The following is an 18399-nucleotide window of genomic DNA, read 5'->3' as shown; positions in this document are numbered from 1 at the left end:
ATTCACCTTATTTTAATGCCTTGATCCGAGCCTCGATAAACCGCCGCTCCGGCGCTTGCTGCGTCAACTCAAGCGCCCGTTCATAAGCCGCCCGCGCCTCCTCGAACCTTCCCAACTGCCGACAAAACTCCGCCCTCGCCGCGTGCGCCAAGTGGTAATCCAGCAAATCACCCCGCTCCAGGATCCCTTCAATCAACGTCAGCCCCGCTAACGGCCCATCCCGTTTGGAAATCGCCGCCGCACGGTTCAATTCGATCACTGGCGAAGGCGCCGCCCGCAACAGCACGTCATACAGACCCACAATCTCCAGCCAGTCCGTTTCCGCCGCCGTGGACGCTTCGGCATGCGACGCCGCAATCGCCGCTTGCAGGCAGTAAGGCCCGAAGCGCCGGGTTGTCAGTGCACGCTCCACCAGTGCGCAACCTTCAGCAATCATCTCGGCGTCCCACAACGCACGGTCCTGCTCATCCAGCACGATCAACTCCCCGCTCGCTGACGTCCGGGCCGGGCGTCGGGACTCGTGCAACAGCATCAGCGCCAGCAGCCCCATCACCTCGGGTTCGGGCAGCAGTTCCATCAACAAACGACCGAGCCGAATCGCCTCGCGGGTCAAATCTTCACGGGTCAGTTCCGCGCCCATGGACGCGGAATAGCCTTCGTTGAACACCAGGTAAATCACCCGCAGCACGCTGTCCAGGCGCTCGGGCAATTCCGCCAGAGTCGGCACTTGATAAGGAATTTTTGCGTCACGGATTTTGGCCTTGGCACGCACGATGCGCTGGGCGATGGTCGCTGGCGCCGACAGAAAGGCTCGGGCGATTTCTTCCGTGGTCAGGTCGCAGACTTCGCGCAGCGTCAACGGCACCTGCGCGTCCGCCGCGAGTGCCGGGTGACAACAGGTGAAGATCAGGCGCAGGCGATCGTCTTCCACGTCTTCATCACTCCAGTCGGCCTGCTCCAGCGCCTCCAGTTGAGCGATCAACATCGGTTGCGACGCGATGAAGCGTGCGCGCCGACGCAACACATCAATGGCCTTGAAACGCCCCGTGGACACAAGCCAGGTACGCGGATTGTCCGGCACACCGTCACGCTGCCAGCGCTCGACCGCGACGAAAAACGCCTCGTGCAAGGCTTCTTCGGCGAGGTCAAAATCGCCGAGCAAACGGATCAGGGTCGCCAGAATCCGCCGCGAATCTTCGCGGTAAACCTGCTCGACCCGCGCCCGTACCGACTCGGCCGACATCAAGCGCCGGGATTCAACTGGCGAACGGGACGCACCTCGACACAGCCGACTCGGGCCGCCGGGATATTGCCGGCGACCTGGATGGCTTCATTGAGGTCTTTGGCATCGATCAGGTAAAAGCCGGCCAATTGCTCCTTGGTTTCGGCGAACGGGCCGTCGGTGATCGACATCTTGCCGTTGCGCATCCGCACCGTGGTCGCGGTCTGCACCGATTCCAGCGCCTCGGCGGCGACCATTCGGCCACTGCCTTGGATCGCCTCGGCGTAAGCCATGCATTCAGCGTCATTCGGGCTCTCGGGCAGCGAATGCAACTCGTGCTCGTTGCTGTAGACCAGGCATAAATACTTCATGGGGCTCTCCTGAATCGAACGGATCAACTATGGCTGCAGATTGACGCTCAGGGTTCCAGGTTGAACAGCACCGTGCCGCTCATCATGTCGAACGGGGCCGACCAATGCTCATGGACAATGCGCCAGTGCCCATCGTCGCGCCGATAGCAGGCGGTCACGCGCATCCAGCAGGCCTGGGTTTCGCCCTTCTCGTTGGTGCCGCCGCAATGGGCCAGCCAATGGGCGAAGGCGATATGCTCGTCTGCCACGATATTCATATGGTCGAAGTCGAACTTGTGCGCGCCCTGGCACATTTCCATGCATTCCTGCCAATGCGCGCGGTAGGCGGCCTTGCCCCGAAATTGCAGGGCCTTGACCGCGTCGTAGGAGACGATGTCCTCGGCATACAGGGGCATGAGTTTCTCGACATCCTTGGCGATGACCGCCTGACGATAGGTGTCGATCAGGGCCTGGATCTCGTGGGTAGCGTTCATGGTGGTTCTCCGTGATTTTTGTTGTGAAGACACCCTTAGTCGTCTGGCGAAAAGCCAAATCGACAGCCGAAATAAAAATAGTCCATGAACGCAAACTCGTTAGAATCCGATACACATTGATGTTGGAAAAAGGACACTCCAGTGACAACCCGACTCGTGCCTTACGACAACCTGAACGCGCTCCAGCGCCAGCAGGTCGAGGCCATTGAAGTTCACAAAGAACAAATCAAGTTCTCCGGCGACATTCACGGTGCGTTGCACACCTTGCTGTCCAAACCCGGCCCCGGCGTCAAAGGATTTGCACTACTGGTCGAGGATGTTCCCGTGGCCTTTCTGCTGCTCAAACGCCCGCCCGTATTGCCAGCGTGGGCCGATGAACACAGCGCCACCCTTCACGCACTGCAAGTCGATCATCGGGCTCAGGGCAAAGGCTATGGCAAGGCCTGTCTGCAAGCCCTGCCCGACGTCGCGCGTCTGGCGTTTCCGGAAATAAAGGGGCTGGAGTTGTCGGTGGATGCGGATAACGAATCGGCCATCGCGCTTTACGCAAAGTTCGGCTGGGTCGACAGCGGCGAAGCCTACAGGGGCCGGATCGGTTACGAACGGCGCATGGGGCTGATTTTCTGAGGTGGTAATGCTCAACAGCATCGAGGAACTGGAAGCCCTCTACGGCCAACCCCACGACTGACGGTGGTAGCGGCGTACTTCCATTGCTCCAAGGCCATCGTTCGTTCGGATTCGAGACGTATGACCGGGAAGCGCCGGCCAGAGTGCGGGATAGCCTTTACTGACACGACGACTAACCAATGTGGGAGCGAGCTTGCTCGCGATAGCGGTTTGCGAGTCACATCAATGCTGAATGTGCTGCCGCCATCGCGAGCAAGCTCGCTCCCACAGGGATCTTCGGTGTTCGATAGATTGGTTACAACTCCAACACCATCTCATGCCAAGCCATCCCGCCATGGTCAGACGCTGAAGGCTTGATGTAGGCAAAGCCAAACCCGGTATACAGCGGAATGTGCCGCTCCTTGCACATCAGATGGATGTGGGTCTTGCCCAGGGCGCGCATCCGCTCGATGAATTCGCCCATCAACCGTTTCGCCAGCCCCTGCCCCTGAAAATCCGGGTGCACCACCACCGACATGATGACCACATGCGGGCCGGCCGGGTCGTGGCCGATCAGTTCCTTGAACGCCTCGTCCGACATTTCTACCTGAAACGCCGCACCGGAATTGATGAAACCGGCTACAACACCGTCGACTTCGGCCACGATGAAACCTTCGGGCCAGGTGGCAATGCGCGTGGCGATTTTTTCGCGGGTGGCGGCTTCGTCGCCTTCATAGGCAACGGTTTCGATGGCGTAGCAGCGGTCCAGATCAGCAGGGGTGACGTGACGGATGACGGTGTTCATGGCAGCTCGGGATCAGCGATGGAAAGGCTGGGGATCATAAATCAGCGCCACCACGACATCGAGAGGCGAATCGCCGATCCGCCTCTCGATCCAGTCATTACGCCTTGAGCGGCAGCCAGATTTCCAGCACGCCGGTATTGAGCTTCGGGTTGAAGTCTTCGCTGTAGCGTTCGAATTCAGGCGCGTCGGCCGCCTGATAACCGGATTGCGGCAGCCAGGTTTTCCAGATGTATTGGAAGGTCTGGGGCAACTGATCGAGAGAGCCTTTGTGCTCGAACACCGCATAGTGCTGAGGCTGGACCTCAACCCAGCGGTACTTTTCGGGCAGGTCGTCGAGCTTGCTGATTTCAACGCCGGCGATGTATTCGAAGCCGCCCTTGCCATCCGGATTGCAGCAGATGCCGTAGGTCACTTCGTTTTTTTGACCGGGAATTTTGCCAATCTCGGGAATGAATTTCTCCCAGAGAGCGGGAATGCCTTTAGTGGTGTCTGCAGTAAATCGGCCGCCAAGCCCTGCAATGAGCAGGAAGTGCCCGTGCTCGAACCGTGGCTTGGCCGTTTCGACGCCTGTTTGCTCATCCATGACTCAACTCCTGGAACAAAAAAGTGGGTTCGGCTTGGAGTATAGAACCCAAACCCGATTCGCCCAGTTACAGTGCGTGCAACTGCTCGGCGGCACCTGCGCCAACGAACTCGTTATACCCCGATAGGATCACGTAGACTGCGAAATAGCAGAAGATCGCCGCCGATGCCATATAGGAGTAACGCAGCAGTTTGTCGCCCAGCAACTTGCCACCGTGACTCGCGGCGAAGCACAAAGCGACGCACCAGAGCACCCCGGCGCACAGAAATCCGCCAAGAAACAGCGCCGAACTGAGGGCGCCACCGCCACCGGAACGAGCAATCAATGTGCCGCCCACCGCCGCGAACCAGAGAATGGCGCTGGGAGACGACATGGCGAGGAAGATCCCACGGAAAAACTCGCGCCGATGGGAGTTCTGTCCCACATCTTCGGCCTGCGCCAGCACCGCCTCATGGTGAATCGCCGAATAGATCATCTTCGCCGCGAAGTACAACAACAGCGCCGAACCTCCAATCCACAGCACCCAGCGCACGGTTTCGTATTGCAGCAAAACGGTCATCCCGGCCAGGGCCAGCACGGCGTAGATCAGGTCGCCGACGCAGGTGCCCAAACCCAGCGCAAAGCCTTGAAAATAGCCGCGTTGCATCGCCAGCGTGATCATCGCGATGTTGGCCACGCCGATGTCCAGGCACAGCGAAAGGCTCAGCAAGAAGCCACTGGTAAATTCCATCAACCGATTTCCTTCGGACAAATTTGTTTACATAGTCGCTGGACAGTTTGCCACATCAGCCCTTACATTCCGCCACAGGTCACCGCAGTGACCAGCGTCGCTCGGACGGTTCCGGGCGCTCACGTTATCCGAGGCAACAATGGCTAACCCAGGTTCGCCGCGCCGCTTTGCGCGCATAGATCGACTCCCCCCTTACGTATTCAACATCACAGCCGAGCTGAAGATGGCCGCCCGTCGTCGTGGCGAAGACATCATCGATTTCAGCATGGGCAACCCTGATGGCCCTACCCCGCCGCACATCGTCGAAAAACTCGTCACCGTCGCCCAGCGCGAAGACACTCACGGTTATTCGACGTCCAAGGGCATTCCGCGTCTGCGCCGGGCGATTTCCAATTGGTACAAGGATCGCTACGAGGTCGACATCGACCCGGAAAGCGAAGCCATCGTCACCATCGGTTCCAAGGAAGGCCTGGCGCATTTGATGCTGGCCACCCTCGATCAGGGCGATACCGTTCTGGTGCCGAACCCGAGCTATCCGATTCACATCTACGGTGCCGTGATTGCCGGCGCCCAGGTGCGTTCGGTGCCGCTGATTCCGGGCGTGGACTTCTTCGCCGAACTGGAAAGCGCCATTCGCGGCTCGATTCCGAAACCGAAAATGATGATTCTCGGCTTCCCGTCCAACCCCACCGCCCAGTGCGTGGAACTGGATTTCTTCGAGCGGGTAATCGCCCTCGCCAAGCAGTACGACGTTTTAGTGGTGCATGACCTGGCTTACGCCGACATCGTCTACGACGGTTGGAAAGCCCCGTCGATCATGCAAGTGCCGGGCGCCAAGGACATTGCGGTAGAGTTTTTCACCCTGTCCAAGAGCTACAACATGGCGGGCTGGCGCATCGGTTTCATGGTCGGCAACGCCGAGCTGGTCAACGCCCTGGCGCGGATCAAGAGTTATCACGACTACGGCACGTTCACCCCGCTGCAAGTCGCGGCCATTGCGGCGCTGGAAGGTGATCAGCAGTGCGTCAAGGACATCGCCGAGCAGTATCGGCAGCGTCGCAACGTGCTGGTCAAAGGCCTGCATGAACTGGGCTGGATGGTCGAGAATCCGAAAGCATCGATGTATGTCTGGGCGAAGATTCCCGAGGCATATGCGCACTTGGGCTCGCTGGAGTTCGCCAAGAAACTGCTGGCCGAAGCCAAGGTTTGCGTCTCGCCGGGCGTAGGATTTGGGGAGTATGGGGATGATCACGTGCGCTTCGCGCTGATCGAAAACCAGGACCGGATTCGTCAGGCAGTACGCGGGATTCGCGGGATGTTTCGGGCGGATGGGTTGGTTCAGAAAGCCAACGCCTGACACAAATAAATGTGGGAGCGAGCTTGCTCGCGATAGCGGACTTACATTCAACATTTGCATTGAATGTTAAGCCCTCATCGCGAGCAAGCTCGCTCCCACAGTTGTTTTACGGTGTGCTTAGACGAACATCGACAACAGCAGGATAAAGCCCAGCGCCACGATGGACAGGATGGTCTCCATCGCCGTCCAGGTCTTGAAGGTTTCCGCCACGGTCATGTTGAAGTACTGCTTCACCAGCCAGAAACCCGCGTCGTTGACATGCGACAGGATCAACGAACCGGCACCAGTCGCCAGCACCAACAGCTCACGGTTCACACCTGGAATCATCCCCACCACCGGCACCACGATTCCCGCGCCGGTAATGGTGGCCACGGTTGCAGAGCCGGTCGCGATACGAATCACCGCTGCTACCAGCCAGGCCAGCAGGATCGGCGAGATCTGTGCGTTCACCGCCATGTGGCCGATCACGTCGCCCACGCCGCTGGTCACCAGCATCTGCTTGAAGCCACCACCGGCACCGATGATCAGAATGATCGCGGCGGTCGGCGCGAGGCTGGCGTCGAGCAACTTGAGGATTTTGCTGGAGCCCATGCCCTGACGGTGCCCGAAGGTGTACAGCGACAGCAGCAACGCCAGCAGCAGCGCCGAAATCGGGTGACCGATCAGGTCCATGAACGAGCGGAAGAAATTGCCTTCCGGCAGCACCACGTCGGCAAAGGTCTTGAGCAACATCAGGAACACCGGCAGCAGCACGGTGATAAGGGTGATGCTGAAGCTCGGCAGCTCAGCCGCCTCCGGCTCGCGCGCCAGTTGATCGACCAGTTCCTGGTTAGGATGACCCGGGATGTACTTGGAAATGAACGTGCCGTAGATCGGGCCGGCGATGATGGCCGTCGGCAGCGCAACGATCAGGCCGTAGAGAATGGTTTTACCAATGTCGGCACCGAACACGCCGATGGCCAGCAACGGACCCGGGTGCGGCGGAACCAGACCGTGCACGGCGGACAGACCGGCCAGCAGCGGGATACCGATCTTGATGATCGACACGCCGGTACGCCGGGCCACGATGAACACCAGTGGGATCAGCAGCACGAAGCCGATTTCGAAAAACAGCGGAATGCCGACCAGGAAGGCCGCAAACATCATCGCCCACTGCACCTTGTCCTTGCCGAACGCGCGAATCAGGGTTTGGGCAATCTGATCCGCCCCGCCCGACTCGGCCATCATTTTGCCGAGCATGGTGCCCAGCGCGAGGATGATCCCGACGAAACCAAGCACCCCACCGAAGCCGTCCTGGAACGCCTTGATGATGGTGCCGATCGGCATGCCGGAGGTCAGCCCGAGAAAGGCAGCGGCGATAATCAGGGCAATGAACGGGTGAAGCTTGAACTTGGTAATCAGGACGATAAGCCCGATCACCGTGACCACTGCATCGAGCAGCAGGAACGTCTCGTGGGACATGCCAAACATTAGGGGTGTCTCCTGGTTGTTGTTGTTATTAAAGCGGGTAATTCGCAAGCCAATAGGACAGCGCTATCTCTTCTGGCAAAACTCATACGGCGTGTTTCAGGCCATGCGCCTGCCACCAGACATGAGCTTGCTTCGCCAATTGCTCGACGCTGTGGTTCGAAGCGTCCAGAGCCAGGGTCAGGGGCTCGCCAACGGGTGATTCAAGGGTGGCGAACTGGCTGTCGATCAATGTTGACGGCATGAAGTGGCCCGGCCGATGGGAGACACGATCGGCGGCAACTTCAGGGGTCAGCTCTAGGAACACGAAGCCCAGGCCCGGCAAGGCGCTACGCAGACGTTCGCGGTAAATGTGTTTGAGGGCCGAGCAGGTCAGCACCGGGCGTTCGCCCTTGGCGTCGATGCGGCGCAATTCATCGCACAGGCTGTCGAGCCAGCCGGCACGGTCGTCGTCGTTCAGGGGGATACCCGCGCTCATCTTTTCGATATTGGCGGCAGGGTGGAAAGTGTCGCCTTCAATGGCGGTCGCGCCGCTGAGTTGGCACAAGGCCTCGCTGACGCAAGTCTTGCCGCAACCGGCAACGCCCATGATGACCAAGGCGGTGATGGGATGATTCATGTAACACCTCAGCGCGCAGACAGCGCTACCTTTGCCAGTTATGACACTAGAACAAAAGCAGAAGTTGCCGACGCCTTCTTGTCATTTTTGTGGGTTGCAGCATGTTCGTTCCCAACGCCAAAAAACGGGGATCAGGCAAACCCCGCTCACGCATTTGCAGCTGCGTCGAGACAGCGCTACCTTAGTGCCTCGAATTTTGTTTGGCAAGCCGTCTGATGATCTCCCCTAAAAACGATAAAAATACGCGCACCACTGGCCGCCCCACTTTGAACGAAGTCGCTCGCCTGGCCGGTGTCAGCCCGATCACCGCCTCTCGCGCCCTGCGCGGGGTCAGCACGGTGGCCACCGAACTGGTGGAAAAAGTGCAGAAAGCGGCGCTTGAACTCAACTACGTGGTCAACCCTGCCGCCCGCGCGTTAGCCTCGGCCCAGAGCCATTCGGTGGTGGTATTGGTGCCGTCACTGTCCAACTTATTGTTCATCGACACGCTGGAAGCCATTCATCAGGTTTTGCGCCCCAAAGGCTTTGAGGTGCTGATCGGGAACTTCCATTACTCACGCGATGAAGAAGAAAACCTGCTGCGCAACTACATGGCGTATCAGCCTCGCGGTTTGCTGCTGACCGGTTTCGACCGCACCGAAAGTTCGCGCCGGATGATCGAGACCAGCAACATTCCGTGCGTGTACATGATGGAACTGGACAGCGCAGCCGGGCTCAATTGCGTGGGCTTTTCGCAACTTGCCGCCGGCGAGACAGCGGCCGAACATTTGCTGTCTCGCGGTCGTAAGCGTCTGGCCTACATCGGCGCGCAACTGGATCAACGCACGTTGCTGCGCGGCGAAGGTTTCCGCAAAGCCCTGCAAAAGGCCGGTTTGTATGACCCGGACCTGGAAGTGCTGACGCCTCGCTCTTCCTCAGTTGGCTTGGGCGGCGAGTTGTTCCTGCAACTGCTCGCCACTCATCCCGATGTTGACGCGATCTTCTTCGGCAACGACGACCTGGCCCAGGGCGCACTGCTCGAAGCCATGCGCAGCGGGATCAAGATCCCCGAACAAGTGGCGATCCTCGGCTTCAACGACCTGCCGGCCTCGGCTCACATGGTCCCGCGCCTGAGCAGCATCAGCACCCCGCGCGAGGCGATTGGCCGCCGCGCGGCGGAGCAGATGTTGACGTTGATGGCTGGCAACACAGTGGCCAAACCGGTGCAGGACATGGGGTTTGAGCTGAAGGTGCGCGAAAGCACCTGATCCGTGTGGGAGATTCTATGTTGCAGGGGAACCCTGCAGCCTTAAATCAGGTTGGTATTCGCTCTGGTTTTTCATGAGAGCGAATGCCACCCGGCCGCTGTGCAGCAGCGCCAACACGTCATCCTGCGGCGCACTGAGCATTTCGATGTCGAATAGCGGATGACGCTTGGCGATGACCTTGATCGCCATCATCACGCGGCCCTTGTCGATGTCCGCCACGACCCCGATCGACAACTTGCTTTCCAGCCCCTGCGACAACTCGACCGCATGCACTTGCAGCTGTTTGAGCTGCTCGGCGATCAATCGCGCGTGAGGCACCAATGCGCTGGCCATCGCCGTCGGCACCGGCTCGCGATGACTGCGGTCGAACAGTGGATAACCGACCCTCGCGGTGACCTGGAGTTTCATCTACACCACGCTGTTCGAGCGCTGGGAAAGTCGTCAGCCTTCGCGAATCCGCACCGTTAAACGGCGCATCGCCCATGCCGTGGGTTTTCAACTAACCTTGATAGTGTTCCTCATCCCGTTGATCGCCTGGTGGATGAACATCAGCCTGGTGCAAGCCTTCCTGCTGGACGCGGCGCTGATCATTTTCATCCCATGCTACACCTTCGCCTTCAACTGGCTGTTTGATCGCACGTTTGGTTTGCCAACTTCGGCGCTGCCGGATCCGGTTTGAAAACGCTGAATGTCTGTTAGATTCCTGAAGCGTCAAATCGCTAACGGAGTAGCTCAATGGAACATGCACTGAAGATTCTGGGAAAAGCCTCCTCCATCAACGTCAGAAAAGTCCTGTGGACCTGTGAGGAACTGGGTGTTGCCTACGAACGGGAGGACTGGGGCGGCGGTTATGCGTCGACCCATACGCCGGAGTTTCTCAGGCTCAATCCCAACGCACTGGTGCCGGTGATCATCGATGAGGCCGGCGTGCTGTGGGAGTCCAACACCATCTGCCGCTATCTGGCCGGCAAACACCACAACACCGATCTGCTACCCCACGAACCCGCGGCCCGCGCTCGGGTGGAACAGTGGATGGATTGGCAAGCGACTGAACTCAATGCCTCCTGGAGCTATGCGTTCACGGCGTTGGTACGCAAAGATCCGGAGTTCCAGGACCCGCATCACATTGCCGCCGGTGTACACGGCTGGAATCAGAAAATGGGCATCCTCGAGCATCAACTCGCGGCCACCAAAGCGTATGTCGCCGGGCCACACTTCACGCTGGCGGACATCGTCATCGGGCTGTCGGTCAACCGCTGGCTGATGACACCGATGGAGCGGCCCGACTACCCCGCCATCGACGAATATTTCCAACGGTTGGCACAACGCCCTGGATTCCTCAAATACGGCTGCAACGGCCTGGCTTGAGCGGCTGCTGCGCTACAAATCGCTAAAATGTAAACATTCATTGCAATAACTGCGTGAATCTCGACGCGAAGCCGCCGAGATTCACAATCATTCATTTCCGATAGCAGGCTAAGCTTTTCCATCTATAAGATTTGGATCAGCCCATGACTGCTCACTCCCCCGCCTTTGCTCAACCTGACGGAATCGACCCCGTCCGGGCCGCGCAAGTTTCCGCCCGCATCGACCGACTCCCCGCCGTCTCCACGATCTGGCGATTGGTGGCGCTGCTCTCGATCGGTGGTTTTTTCGAACTCTACGACTTGTTCCAGACGGCCTACATCAGCCCCGGCCTGATTCGCGACGGCATCTTCGCCACCGGCAGCCAAGGCGTGTTCGGCTTCTCCGATCAGGCCGCCTTCGCCTCGGCGACGTTCCTCGGGTTGTTCCTTGGCGCGAGTCTGTTGAGCCCGTTGGCCGACCGCTTCGGTCGACGTGCGATCTTCACCTTCGCGTTGATCTGGTACACCGTCGCGACGGTGGCGATGGGCGTTCAGAGTTCAGCCATCGGCATCATCTGCATGCGCTTTCTGGTGGGTATCGGGCTGGGCATCGAACTGGTGACCATCGACGCCTACCTCTCAGAGCTGGTGCCCAAACGCATGCGCAGCTCGGCATTTGCCTTCGCGTTTTTCGTGCAGTTTCTGTCGGTGCCGGCGGTGGCGTTGATGTCGTGGTGGCTGGTGCCACAAGCGCCGTTCGGTGTGTCCGGCTGGCGTTGGGTGGTGTTGGCGAGCGCGGTGTTTGCGCTGTTCATCTGGTGGCTGCGATCGCGCTTGCCGGAGTCACCGCGTTGGTTGGCACAGCATGGACGGTTCGACGAAGCCAACAAGATTCTTGATGGCATTGAAGCCCGCTGCGTGAAGGATCAGGGTAAGGCGTTGGATGAGCCGGAGCTGGCGGCAGTGGATGTCCAGGGTACGGGGCGTTTCGCTGATATCTGGCAGCCGCCGTATCGCCGTCGGGCGCTGATGTTGATCGTGTTCCACGTGTTCCAGGCCATCGGTTTCTTCGGCTTCGGCAATTGGTTGCCGGCGCTGCTATCCGGCCAGGGCGTGAGCGTGACGCACAGCCTGATGTACGCCTTCATCATCACCCTCGCCTACCCACTCGGGCCGTTACTGTTTGTGAAGTTCGCCAACCGCTTCGAGAACAAGTGGCAGATTGTCGGCTCGGCCTTGGGTGCCATGACCTTCGGCACCTTGTTCGCCTGGCAAACCAGCGCCTTCGGCCTGATCTTCTGCGGGGTGATGATCACCTTCTGCAACGCCTGGCTGAGCTTCAGTTATCACTCTTACCAAAGCGAATTGTTCCCCACCAACATCCGTGCCCGGGCGGTGGGGTTCTGTTATTCGTTCAGTCGATTGTCGACGGTGTTCAGCAGTTTGCTGATCGGGATTTTCCTCGAAAACTTCGGCACGCCGGGGGTGTTGGCGTTTATTGTCAGCAGCATGTTGATCGTGATGTTGACCATCGGCTGTTTTGGTCCGAGAACCCGCAACCTGGCACTGGAAAACATCGCTCATCGCTGATGCCAAGCGTCAATAAAAGAGGGTCCCTTCGAGGGCAATGCTAGTCAGTCAAGGAACGACACAATCCGTAGCAGCTGGCGAAGCTTGCGTTCGGCTGCGCAGCAGTCGTGAAATCAGACGATGCGGTGTTTCAGGAAGACCGCAAACTCAGGTTTTACGACTGCTGCGCAGCCGAACGCAGGCTTCGCCAGCTGCTACAGATTGCATTGCGGCTTAACTGGCATTGCTATCAACTTATCTGCAAGGTCGAGTTGAACTGACTGATCGCATCCACCACATGCCGCGACCCTTGTTGAATCTCCAGAATCACCGCACCCGCCTCATTCGCCAGCTCCACCCCAAGCCCGGTTCGACTCAAACTGGACTGCATGCTCGACACCGCACTCAATGACAAATCGTGGTTCTTGCGCACCACTTCAACGATCTCCACCGTTGCCTGGCTCGTTCGTGCCGCAAGGCTGCGAACTTCATCGGCGACTACCGCGAAACCGCGCCCGTGCTCCCCGGCCCGGGCCGCTTCGATCGCAGCGTTAAGCGCCAGCAGGTTGGTCTGATCGGCAATGCCGCGAATGGTCTGAACGATGGTGCCGATGATGTCGGATTGTTTGCTGACGGCATCAATGCTCAGCGCCGCTTCGTTCAAGTCTTTGGAAATGTCCTGGATGGTCTGCACCGTTTGCTGCACCACCTGAGAACCTTTCTGCGCACAGGCGTCGTTTTGAACCGAGGTGCTGTGGGCCGACTCCGCGGCGGTTTGCAGGGTGGTGACTTGCTGGGTGATGTCGCTGGCGAACTTGACCACTTTGTACAATCGACCCTTGGTGTCGAACAGCGGGTTGTAGGAGGCCTCCAGGAAAACCGTATGACCGTGCTTGTCTTTGCGCTCGAAACGGTGCGAGTGGTATTCGCCGCGATTGAGCGAAGCCCAGAACGCTTTGTAGGCCTGCGATTCGGCTTCGGCACGATGACAAAACAGGCTGTGGTGCTGGCCAACCACTTCGTTGAGCGAGTAATGCATCGTCTTCAAGAAGTTGTCGTTGGCCGTGATGACTTTGCCATCCGGGGTGAATTCGATCACAGCCATGGAGCGACCGATAGCCGCGAGCATGCTCTCGTTTTCGTGCTCCTTGTAGATCCTGGCTGAGACGTCAGTGGCGACTTTGATTACACTCCGGACCTGACGATCAGCGCCGAACACCGGCATATAGCTGGCTTCGAGCCAGATCTCCTTGCCGCTCCTGTTCAAGCGTAAAAAGGTCCCGCTCACTGGTTCGCCACGGGCCAGGTCACGCCACAACTTGGCGTAGGCTTCACTTCGATAAAACGCTTCTTCGCAAAAGATCCGGTGATGCTTACCGCGCACTTCTTCGGCGCTGTATCCCATGACACTGCAAAAGTTGTCGTTGGCATCGAGCACGATCCCTTCGGGGGTGAACTCAATCATCGCCATCGAGCGGCTGACTGCGGCCAACTTCGCGTTAGCCTCGGTCAGCGCGCAACTGAATCGTTCGATTTCCAGCAGGTCAGTCTTGTGACGTCGGTTAAACATGGTCGTATCACCTTCAGCGCGGTCTTTTGTTTGATGAAAGTTCTTTGGTCTTTCAACAGCTCCACCACTACGTTCCAAGGAACAGGCACACGCATCCCTCCACAGGAAGGACTTGGTCAGGTGATCAATGATGTTTAATCGGAGAGTCCATGTAGCAACGCTCTTATCAAGACATCCTTCTCTTGATAGCCCGGAATCGGGCCAGCCCTAACATTCTGATAAGACATTCCATTGACCGGACAGCTCCGTGTTGTTCAGAGTCGGTGCCTTGGGTTGCGCACGTTTTTAACGTGTATGACGGCCTTCACATGGTGGTCGACATAGTTAGTTACGATTCAGCATAGACTGGCGAGGCAGGTAAGCAAGGCCACTAGTCGGCCAGTATTGAGGACAAAATCGGTTCAGCTTCGGTATGCGTCATTTCTCGGCGAGCATGCCCATCAACGCCTGTACCGCCGCCGTGGGTGGCTTGTTCGCAGCGGCCACCAAAGCAAACTCTCGATCGATACGCGGAGTCACCGGCACCACGCGCAGCCCCTGAAGTTGGCTCGGCAGCGTCATCTCCGGCACCAGCGTCACGCCGATGTTTTCCCGCACCAGGGTGAACGCACTGCTCCATTCACGGACCTCGACCCGCACATCAAGCAGTTGCAGCCCGGCATCTTCCGCCAGGCTGCGTGCGTTGGTCGAACAACCGCCCGTGGCCAGTACAAAAGGTTGCTCCGCCAACTCCGCCAGGGAGACGCCTTCTTCATTGGAACGGCGAGCCAAGGGATGGCCGCCAGGCACCACCGCCATCCAGGCATCACGCCCCAGGCGAGCGGCATTACGCTCGGGCGCCGGGTTCAACACCACGCCGACATCCACCAGCCCGGCGCCGAGCAGCGTTTCCACTTCATCGTCGCTGACCTCCAGCGCGACCACCTGAATACCGGGGTAAAGCCGGTTGAACTGACGCAGCAGCGGCGGCAGGAAAGTCGCCAGCACCATGGGGAAACTGGCCAGGCGAATCGTCCCGCGCTGAATGTCTTTGGTGGAATCGACAGTACTGCGAATGGTTTCCAGAGCACCGAGCATGGTTCTCGCATGTTCGATGACAGACAGGCCGATTGCCGTCGGCAAGGTCTGGCGATTCTCTCGACTGAACAGTTGAACGCCCAGAGTTTCTTCAATCAACGCCAAGGCCTGGCTGGCTCCGGACTGGGTCATGCCGACCCGCTCGGCAGCCCGGGTTATGTTGCCCGTGTCAGCCACCGCCACCACCATTCGCCAATGCATCAGATTCATCATGGCAGTAGCTTTCCTTATGGCTGTTTTCTGAAAGATTAATTTTACCGAGGGTGCCGCGCACTATGACACTGGCGCAAATCCCCAGCCAGAGCCCTGCCAATGAAGTTGTATTACGCCCCACACGCCTGCTCGCTCGCGCCGCATATCGTGCTGAGTGAACTGGATCTGTCGTTCGAATTGATCCGCGTCGACAACACCACCAAGAGAACTGCCAGCGGCGAGGACTTCCTCGCCATCAACCCCAAGGGTTACGTCGCAGCATTGCAACTGGACAATGGCCAAGTGCTGACCGAAGGTCCGGCAATCCTGCAATACCTGGCAGACCTGCGACCTGAAGCGAACCTGGCACCGGTGAGCGGGACGTTCGAGCGGGTGCGGGTGCAGGAGTGGCTGAATTTCATCTCGACCGAGATTCATGGCGGGTTGGGTTGGCTGTTCAGTTCGCAGTTTCCGGATGAGGTTAAAACGCTGATCAAGGAGAAACTGTTCAAGCGTTTTGTTGTGTTGAGCCAGACGCTGGAACACCAGGATTATTTGATGGCTGACAGGTACAGCATTGCCGATGCGTATTTGTTTACGGTGTTGCGCTGGGCGCACCTGTTTGCCATCGATTTGAATGAGTGGCCGGCGTTGGCGCGGTTTCAGACGACGGTTGATCAGCGGCCAGCCGTAATGACGGCGTTGGCCGCGGAGTTGCTGTAGGCCTCAAGACCATCGCGAGCAGGCTCGCACACAGGGGACCTCATTTCGCAATTAGTGTAATGGCGGCCTGGGCGGTCGATGGCCTTCACCCCGTGAAGCGGCGGGAGCCCGAGGGCCGAGCTCCCTTGTCGCGGAATCAATGACCGAACACATCCACCTTCTTGGCCTTCTTGTCCGCGCGCTTTTCATCGGCGGTTTTTGCCGGTTTCTTCTTTGCCGCTTTTTTTGAATCCATGCCTTTGGCCATGATACTTACTCCACTCATACGGGATGTGAGATCAGGTATACACCTATCGCTGCGCGCACGTTCTTTTATAATCTCCCGCTTTGCGCACCGACAGTCGAAGACCATGCCCAACACCCAGTACACCTTGCTCGCCGAGCCTTCATGGCCCTTGATGAACAAGTTTTATCGCGCTCACCAATCGTCGATGAAAGCGGTCCGCGACGCTCAACTCTGGGTGGCCAGGCGCGAGGAGATCATTGGCGCACTGTGTTTGCGACCGGTGGCGGACGGGCATTGGCTGACGGGTTTGTTTGTCGATCCGGCCTGCCGTGAACAGGGCATCGCTGCGGCGCTGATCGCCGAGGCGCTCAAGGACCTTGAAGGTCCGGTGTGGCTGTTTTGTCATCCGGACTTGCGTGAGTTTTATGAACGTCGCGGTTTTACCTTCGATCCGCCACTGCCCTACTCCATGGCGGAACGCTTGAGCCGTTACGCCCGCAGCAAGCCGATGATCGCCATGGGTTTAAAAGCCTCTGGATGATTCTGGAAGGCATCAGTCGTCTGCAGCAGGGTCGAGATCCGGAAACATCACGTCGGTAAACCCGAACTTGCTGAAGTCACTGATGCGCGACGGGTACAACCGGCCGATCAGGTGATCGCATTCATGCTGCACAACCCGCGCATGGAATCCCGAGGCGATGCGTACGATCGGATTACCCTTGGGATCGAACCCTTCGTACCGAATGTGCTGATAGCGATCTACCGCGCCGCGCAGGCCGGGCACCGACAGACAGCCTTCGAAACCCTCTTCCAGGGTCGGGCTCAACGGCGTAATCAACGGGTTGATCAGAATCGTCTGCGGCACGGCTTCGGCGTCCGGATAGCGTTCGCTGTGCTCGAAACCGAAGATCACCAGTTGCAGGTCGACGCCGATCTGCGGCGCAGCCAGGCCAACACCGCCGACGCTTTCCATGGTCTGGAACATGTCGTCGATCAGTTGCCACAGCTCCGGGCTGTCGAACATTTCGGCAGGCACCGGCGGGGCAATGCGCAGCAGGCGTTCGTCGCCCATTTTCAGAATTTCACGGATCATTTGATGACTTCGTCAGTGGTCGGCTTGATCGAGTGGTCCCGACCCAGTCCCGACACGTGGTGTTTGTGTTCGTGGCTGTGCTCGCCGGGGAATTTTTCGCCATCATCCTTGCCCTCGGTCGACATATGTTCGATCACGGCATTCATCTCGGCGCCGAGCAACAGCACCGCAGCGGAAATGTAGAAGTACAGCAACAGCACGATGATCGCGCCGATACTGCCATACATGGCGTTGTAGTCGGCGAATGTTTTGACGTACATACCGAAGCCCACCGATGCAAGGATCCACACCACCACGGCCAGCACCGAACCGGGGGTGATAAAGCGAAACTCTTGTTTGACGTCGGGCATGACGTAATAAATCAGCGCCACCGCCATCATCAACAGAATCACGACCACCGGCCAGCGCACGATGGTCCAGAGGGTCACGATGAAGTCTTCGAGGCCGACTTGCGAGGCGATCCAGCCCATCACCTGCGGCCCGAGCACCATCAGCGCGGCAGCCACCAGCAGCATGCCGGCGATGCCGATGGTGTAGAAAATCGACAGCGGGAAACGCTTCCACGCCGGCCGGCCTTCGACCACGTCGTAGGCGGCGTTCATCGCGCTCATCATCAGCCGCACACCGGCGGACGCGGTCCACAGGGCAATCACGATACCGACCGACAGCAAGCCACCCTTGGATTGCTGGAGCTGGTCGATGACCGGGTTCACCTGTTCCAGCGCCTGGGGCGGCAGGACCAGCTCCGATTGCAGGCGCAGCCAGGAGAAGAAGTCCGGCAGGTGCAGGAAACCGATCAGGGCGATCAGGAACAGAATGAAGGGAAACAGCGAGAACAGCATCTGATAGGCCAGCGCCGAGGCATAGGTCGACATCTCGTCGTCGACGAACTCGGTGATCGTGCGCACCATGACACGGTGCAGGCGCTGACCTTTCATGTGAGGGAAAAACATTAGCGTCTCCTTTCGCCGCAAAAAGGTTGAAGTCGTGGCGACTCAGGGGCCGTTTTCTACATCAAAGTAGCCTACTTGGCGAGTTTGAAACAATTTCCTTGTGCAAGTTCAGGCTGACACAAAAACGGCCATCCGCGGATGGCCGTTTCTGTTGCTCATCAAAGGCCTGA

19 protein-coding genes and 3 pseudogenes are annotated in these 18399 nt (G+C 58.6%); 9 read left to right on the top strand and 13 right to left on the bottom strand.

The annotated features are described in order from the left end of the window. Nucleotides 1-7: 7 nt before the first annotated feature. Genes MO767_RS25640 through MO767_RS25630 form a run of 3 tightly spaced genes read right to left on the bottom strand, consistent with a single transcriptional unit; the run spans nucleotide 8 to nucleotide 2066 of the window. Nucleotides 8-1243: an RNA polymerase sigma factor gene (locus tag MO767_RS25640; protein ID WP_282482805.1), complete on the bottom strand. Its 1236-nt coding sequence runs from the start codon at nucleotides 1241-1243 to the stop codon at nucleotides 8-10. Then, complete coding sequence (locus MO767_RS25635) at nucleotides 1243-1593, bottom strand: YciI family protein (RefSeq protein ID WP_008151161.1); 351 nt, start codon at nucleotides 1591-1593, stop codon at nucleotides 1243-1245. Before MO767_RS25635 ends, MO767_RS25640 begins: the two co-directional genes overlap by 1 nt. Before the next feature lie 47 nt (nucleotides 1594-1640). Beyond that, a complete protein-coding gene (locus tag MO767_RS25630) occupies nucleotides 1641-2066 on the bottom strand; it encodes an SgcJ/EcaC family oxidoreductase (RefSeq protein WP_282482804.1) in 426 nt (141 codons plus the stop codon). Nucleotides 2067-2207: 141 nt separating this feature from the next. On the opposite strand from MO767_RS25630, the gene MO767_RS25625 reads away from it, so the two are divergent. Together MO767_RS25625 and MO767_RS30850 are read left to right on the top strand one after the other, a co-directional pair. Next, nucleotides 2208-2693 (top strand): GNAT family N-acetyltransferase, encoded by a 486-nt coding sequence (locus MO767_RS25625; RefSeq protein WP_282482803.1) that lies wholly within the window; start codon nucleotides 2208-2210, stop codon nucleotides 2691-2693. A gap of 57 nt (nucleotides 2694-2750) precedes the next feature. Next, nucleotides 2751-2857, top strand: a pseudogene (locus MO767_RS30850) (pyridoxamine 5'-phosphate oxidase family protein); the annotation flags it as partial. A 131-nt stretch (nucleotides 2858-2988) separates the two neighbouring features. Here the strand turns inward: MO767_RS30850 and MO767_RS25620 are convergent. The 3 genes from MO767_RS25620 to MO767_RS25610 all read right to left on the bottom strand — a co-directional run bounded on the left by MO767_RS25620 (nucleotide 2989) and on the right by MO767_RS25610 (nucleotide 4790). After that, nucleotides 2989-3477, bottom strand: coding sequence for an N-acetyltransferase (locus MO767_RS25620; RefSeq protein WP_282482802.1), 489 nt, complete (start codon nucleotides 3475-3477; stop codon nucleotides 2989-2991). Between the two features lie 97 nt (nucleotides 3478-3574). Further along, the gene (locus MO767_RS25615; protein WP_282482801.1) at nucleotides 3575-4060 is read right to left on the bottom strand and encodes a GyrI-like domain-containing protein; all 486 of its coding nucleotides are present in this window, start codon (nucleotides 4058-4060) and stop codon (nucleotides 3575-3577) included. 67 nt (nucleotides 4061-4127) lie between these two features. Then, nucleotides 4128-4790, bottom strand: coding sequence for a LysE family transporter (locus tag MO767_RS25610; RefSeq protein ID WP_282482800.1), 663 nt, complete (start codon nucleotides 4788-4790; stop codon nucleotides 4128-4130). Nucleotides 4791-4929: 139 nt separating this feature from the next. On the opposite strand from MO767_RS25610, the gene alaC reads away from it, so the two are divergent. Next, complete coding sequence (alaC, locus tag MO767_RS25605; RefSeq protein WP_282482799.1) at nucleotides 4930-6147, top strand: alanine transaminase; 1218 nt, start codon at nucleotides 4930-4932, stop codon at nucleotides 6145-6147. Nucleotides 6148-6264: 117 nt separating this feature from the next. On the opposite strand, the gene MO767_RS25600 is transcribed toward alaC, so the two are convergent. Continuing rightward, the gene (locus MO767_RS25600) at nucleotides 6265-7617 is read right to left on the bottom strand and encodes a GntP family permease (protein ID WP_282482798.1); all 1353 of its coding nucleotides are present in this window, start codon (nucleotides 7615-7617) and stop codon (nucleotides 6265-6267) included. Between the two features lie 82 nt (nucleotides 7618-7699). Then, entirely contained in the window at nucleotides 7700-8233 is a 534-nt protein-coding gene (locus MO767_RS25595) for a gluconokinase (RefSeq protein WP_282482797.1), read from the bottom strand. Nucleotides 8234-8448: 215 nt separating this feature from the next. On the opposite strand from MO767_RS25595, the gene MO767_RS25590 reads away from it, so the two are divergent. Next, on the top strand, nucleotides 8449-9480 hold the full coding sequence (locus tag MO767_RS25590) for a LacI family DNA-binding transcriptional regulator (RefSeq protein ID WP_282482796.1): 1032 nt from the start codon (nucleotides 8449-8451) through the stop codon (nucleotides 9478-9480). Between the two features lie 78 nt (nucleotides 9481-9558). On the opposite strand, the pseudogene MO767_RS25585 reads toward MO767_RS25590, so the two are convergent. Then, nucleotides 9559-9864, bottom strand: a pseudogene (locus MO767_RS25585) (LysR family transcriptional regulator); the annotation flags it as partial. On the opposite strand from MO767_RS25585, the pseudogene MO767_RS25580 reads away from it, so the two are divergent. From MO767_RS25580 to MO767_RS25570, 3 genes and pseudogenes are all read left to right on the top strand, one after another. Then, nucleotides 9863-10159: pseudogene (locus MO767_RS25580) on the top strand (PACE efflux transporter); the annotation flags it as partial. The pseudogenes MO767_RS25585 and MO767_RS25580 overlap by 2 nt on opposite strands. Nucleotides 10160-10215: 56 nt before the next feature. Continuing rightward, nucleotides 10216-10848, top strand: a complete 633-nt coding sequence (locus MO767_RS25575; protein ID WP_282482795.1) for a glutathione S-transferase — start codon at nucleotides 10216-10218, stop codon at nucleotides 10846-10848. 143 nt (nucleotides 10849-10991) lie between these two features. Continuing rightward, complete coding sequence (locus MO767_RS25570; RefSeq protein WP_282482794.1) at nucleotides 10992-12416, top strand: MFS transporter; 1425 nt, start codon at nucleotides 10992-10994, stop codon at nucleotides 12414-12416. A gap of 229 nt (nucleotides 12417-12645) precedes the next feature. On the opposite strand, the gene MO767_RS25565 is transcribed toward MO767_RS25570, so the two are convergent. Both MO767_RS25565 and MO767_RS25560 read right to left on the bottom strand, forming a co-directional pair. Beyond that, a complete protein-coding gene (locus MO767_RS25565) occupies nucleotides 12646-13965 on the bottom strand; it encodes a PAS domain-containing methyl-accepting chemotaxis protein (protein WP_282482793.1) in 1320 nt (439 codons plus the stop codon). Between the two features lie 417 nt (nucleotides 13966-14382). Continuing rightward, nucleotides 14383-15255, bottom strand: a complete 873-nt coding sequence (locus tag MO767_RS25560) for a LysR family transcriptional regulator (RefSeq protein WP_282482792.1) — start codon at nucleotides 15253-15255, stop codon at nucleotides 14383-14385. A gap of 99 nt (nucleotides 15256-15354) precedes the next feature. Between MO767_RS25560 and gstA the strand changes: the two genes are divergently transcribed. Further along, the gene (gstA, locus tag MO767_RS25555; protein WP_282482791.1) at nucleotides 15355-15957 is read left to right on the top strand and encodes a glutathione transferase GstA; all 603 of its coding nucleotides are present in this window, start codon (nucleotides 15355-15357) and stop codon (nucleotides 15955-15957) included. A 350-nt stretch (nucleotides 15958-16307) separates the two neighbouring features. Further along, nucleotides 16308-16724 (top strand): GNAT family N-acetyltransferase, encoded by a 417-nt coding sequence (locus MO767_RS25550; RefSeq protein WP_282482790.1) that lies wholly within the window; start codon nucleotides 16308-16310, stop codon nucleotides 16722-16724. 12 nt (nucleotides 16725-16736) lie between these two features. On the opposite strand, the gene def is transcribed toward MO767_RS25550, so the two are convergent. Continuing rightward, nucleotides 16737-17276 (bottom strand): peptide deformylase, encoded by a 540-nt coding sequence (gene def, locus MO767_RS25545; RefSeq protein ID WP_033056803.1) that lies wholly within the window; start codon nucleotides 17274-17276, stop codon nucleotides 16737-16739. Then, nucleotides 17273-18229: a YihY/virulence factor BrkB family protein gene (locus tag MO767_RS25540; RefSeq protein ID WP_282482789.1), complete on the bottom strand. Its 957-nt coding sequence runs from the start codon at nucleotides 18227-18229 to the stop codon at nucleotides 17273-17275. The genes def and MO767_RS25540 overlap by 4 nt, the downstream gene beginning before the upstream one ends. Nucleotides 18230-18399 lie beyond the last annotated feature (170 nt).

It is taken from the genome of Pseudomonas sp. UYIF39, assembly GCF_029963765.1.
Lineage (GTDB): Bacteria > Pseudomonadota > Gammaproteobacteria > Pseudomonadales > Pseudomonadaceae > Aquipseudomonas.
Note: the sequence above shows the minus strand (reverse complement) of the source record. Positions and strands in the feature narration are given on the sequence as shown.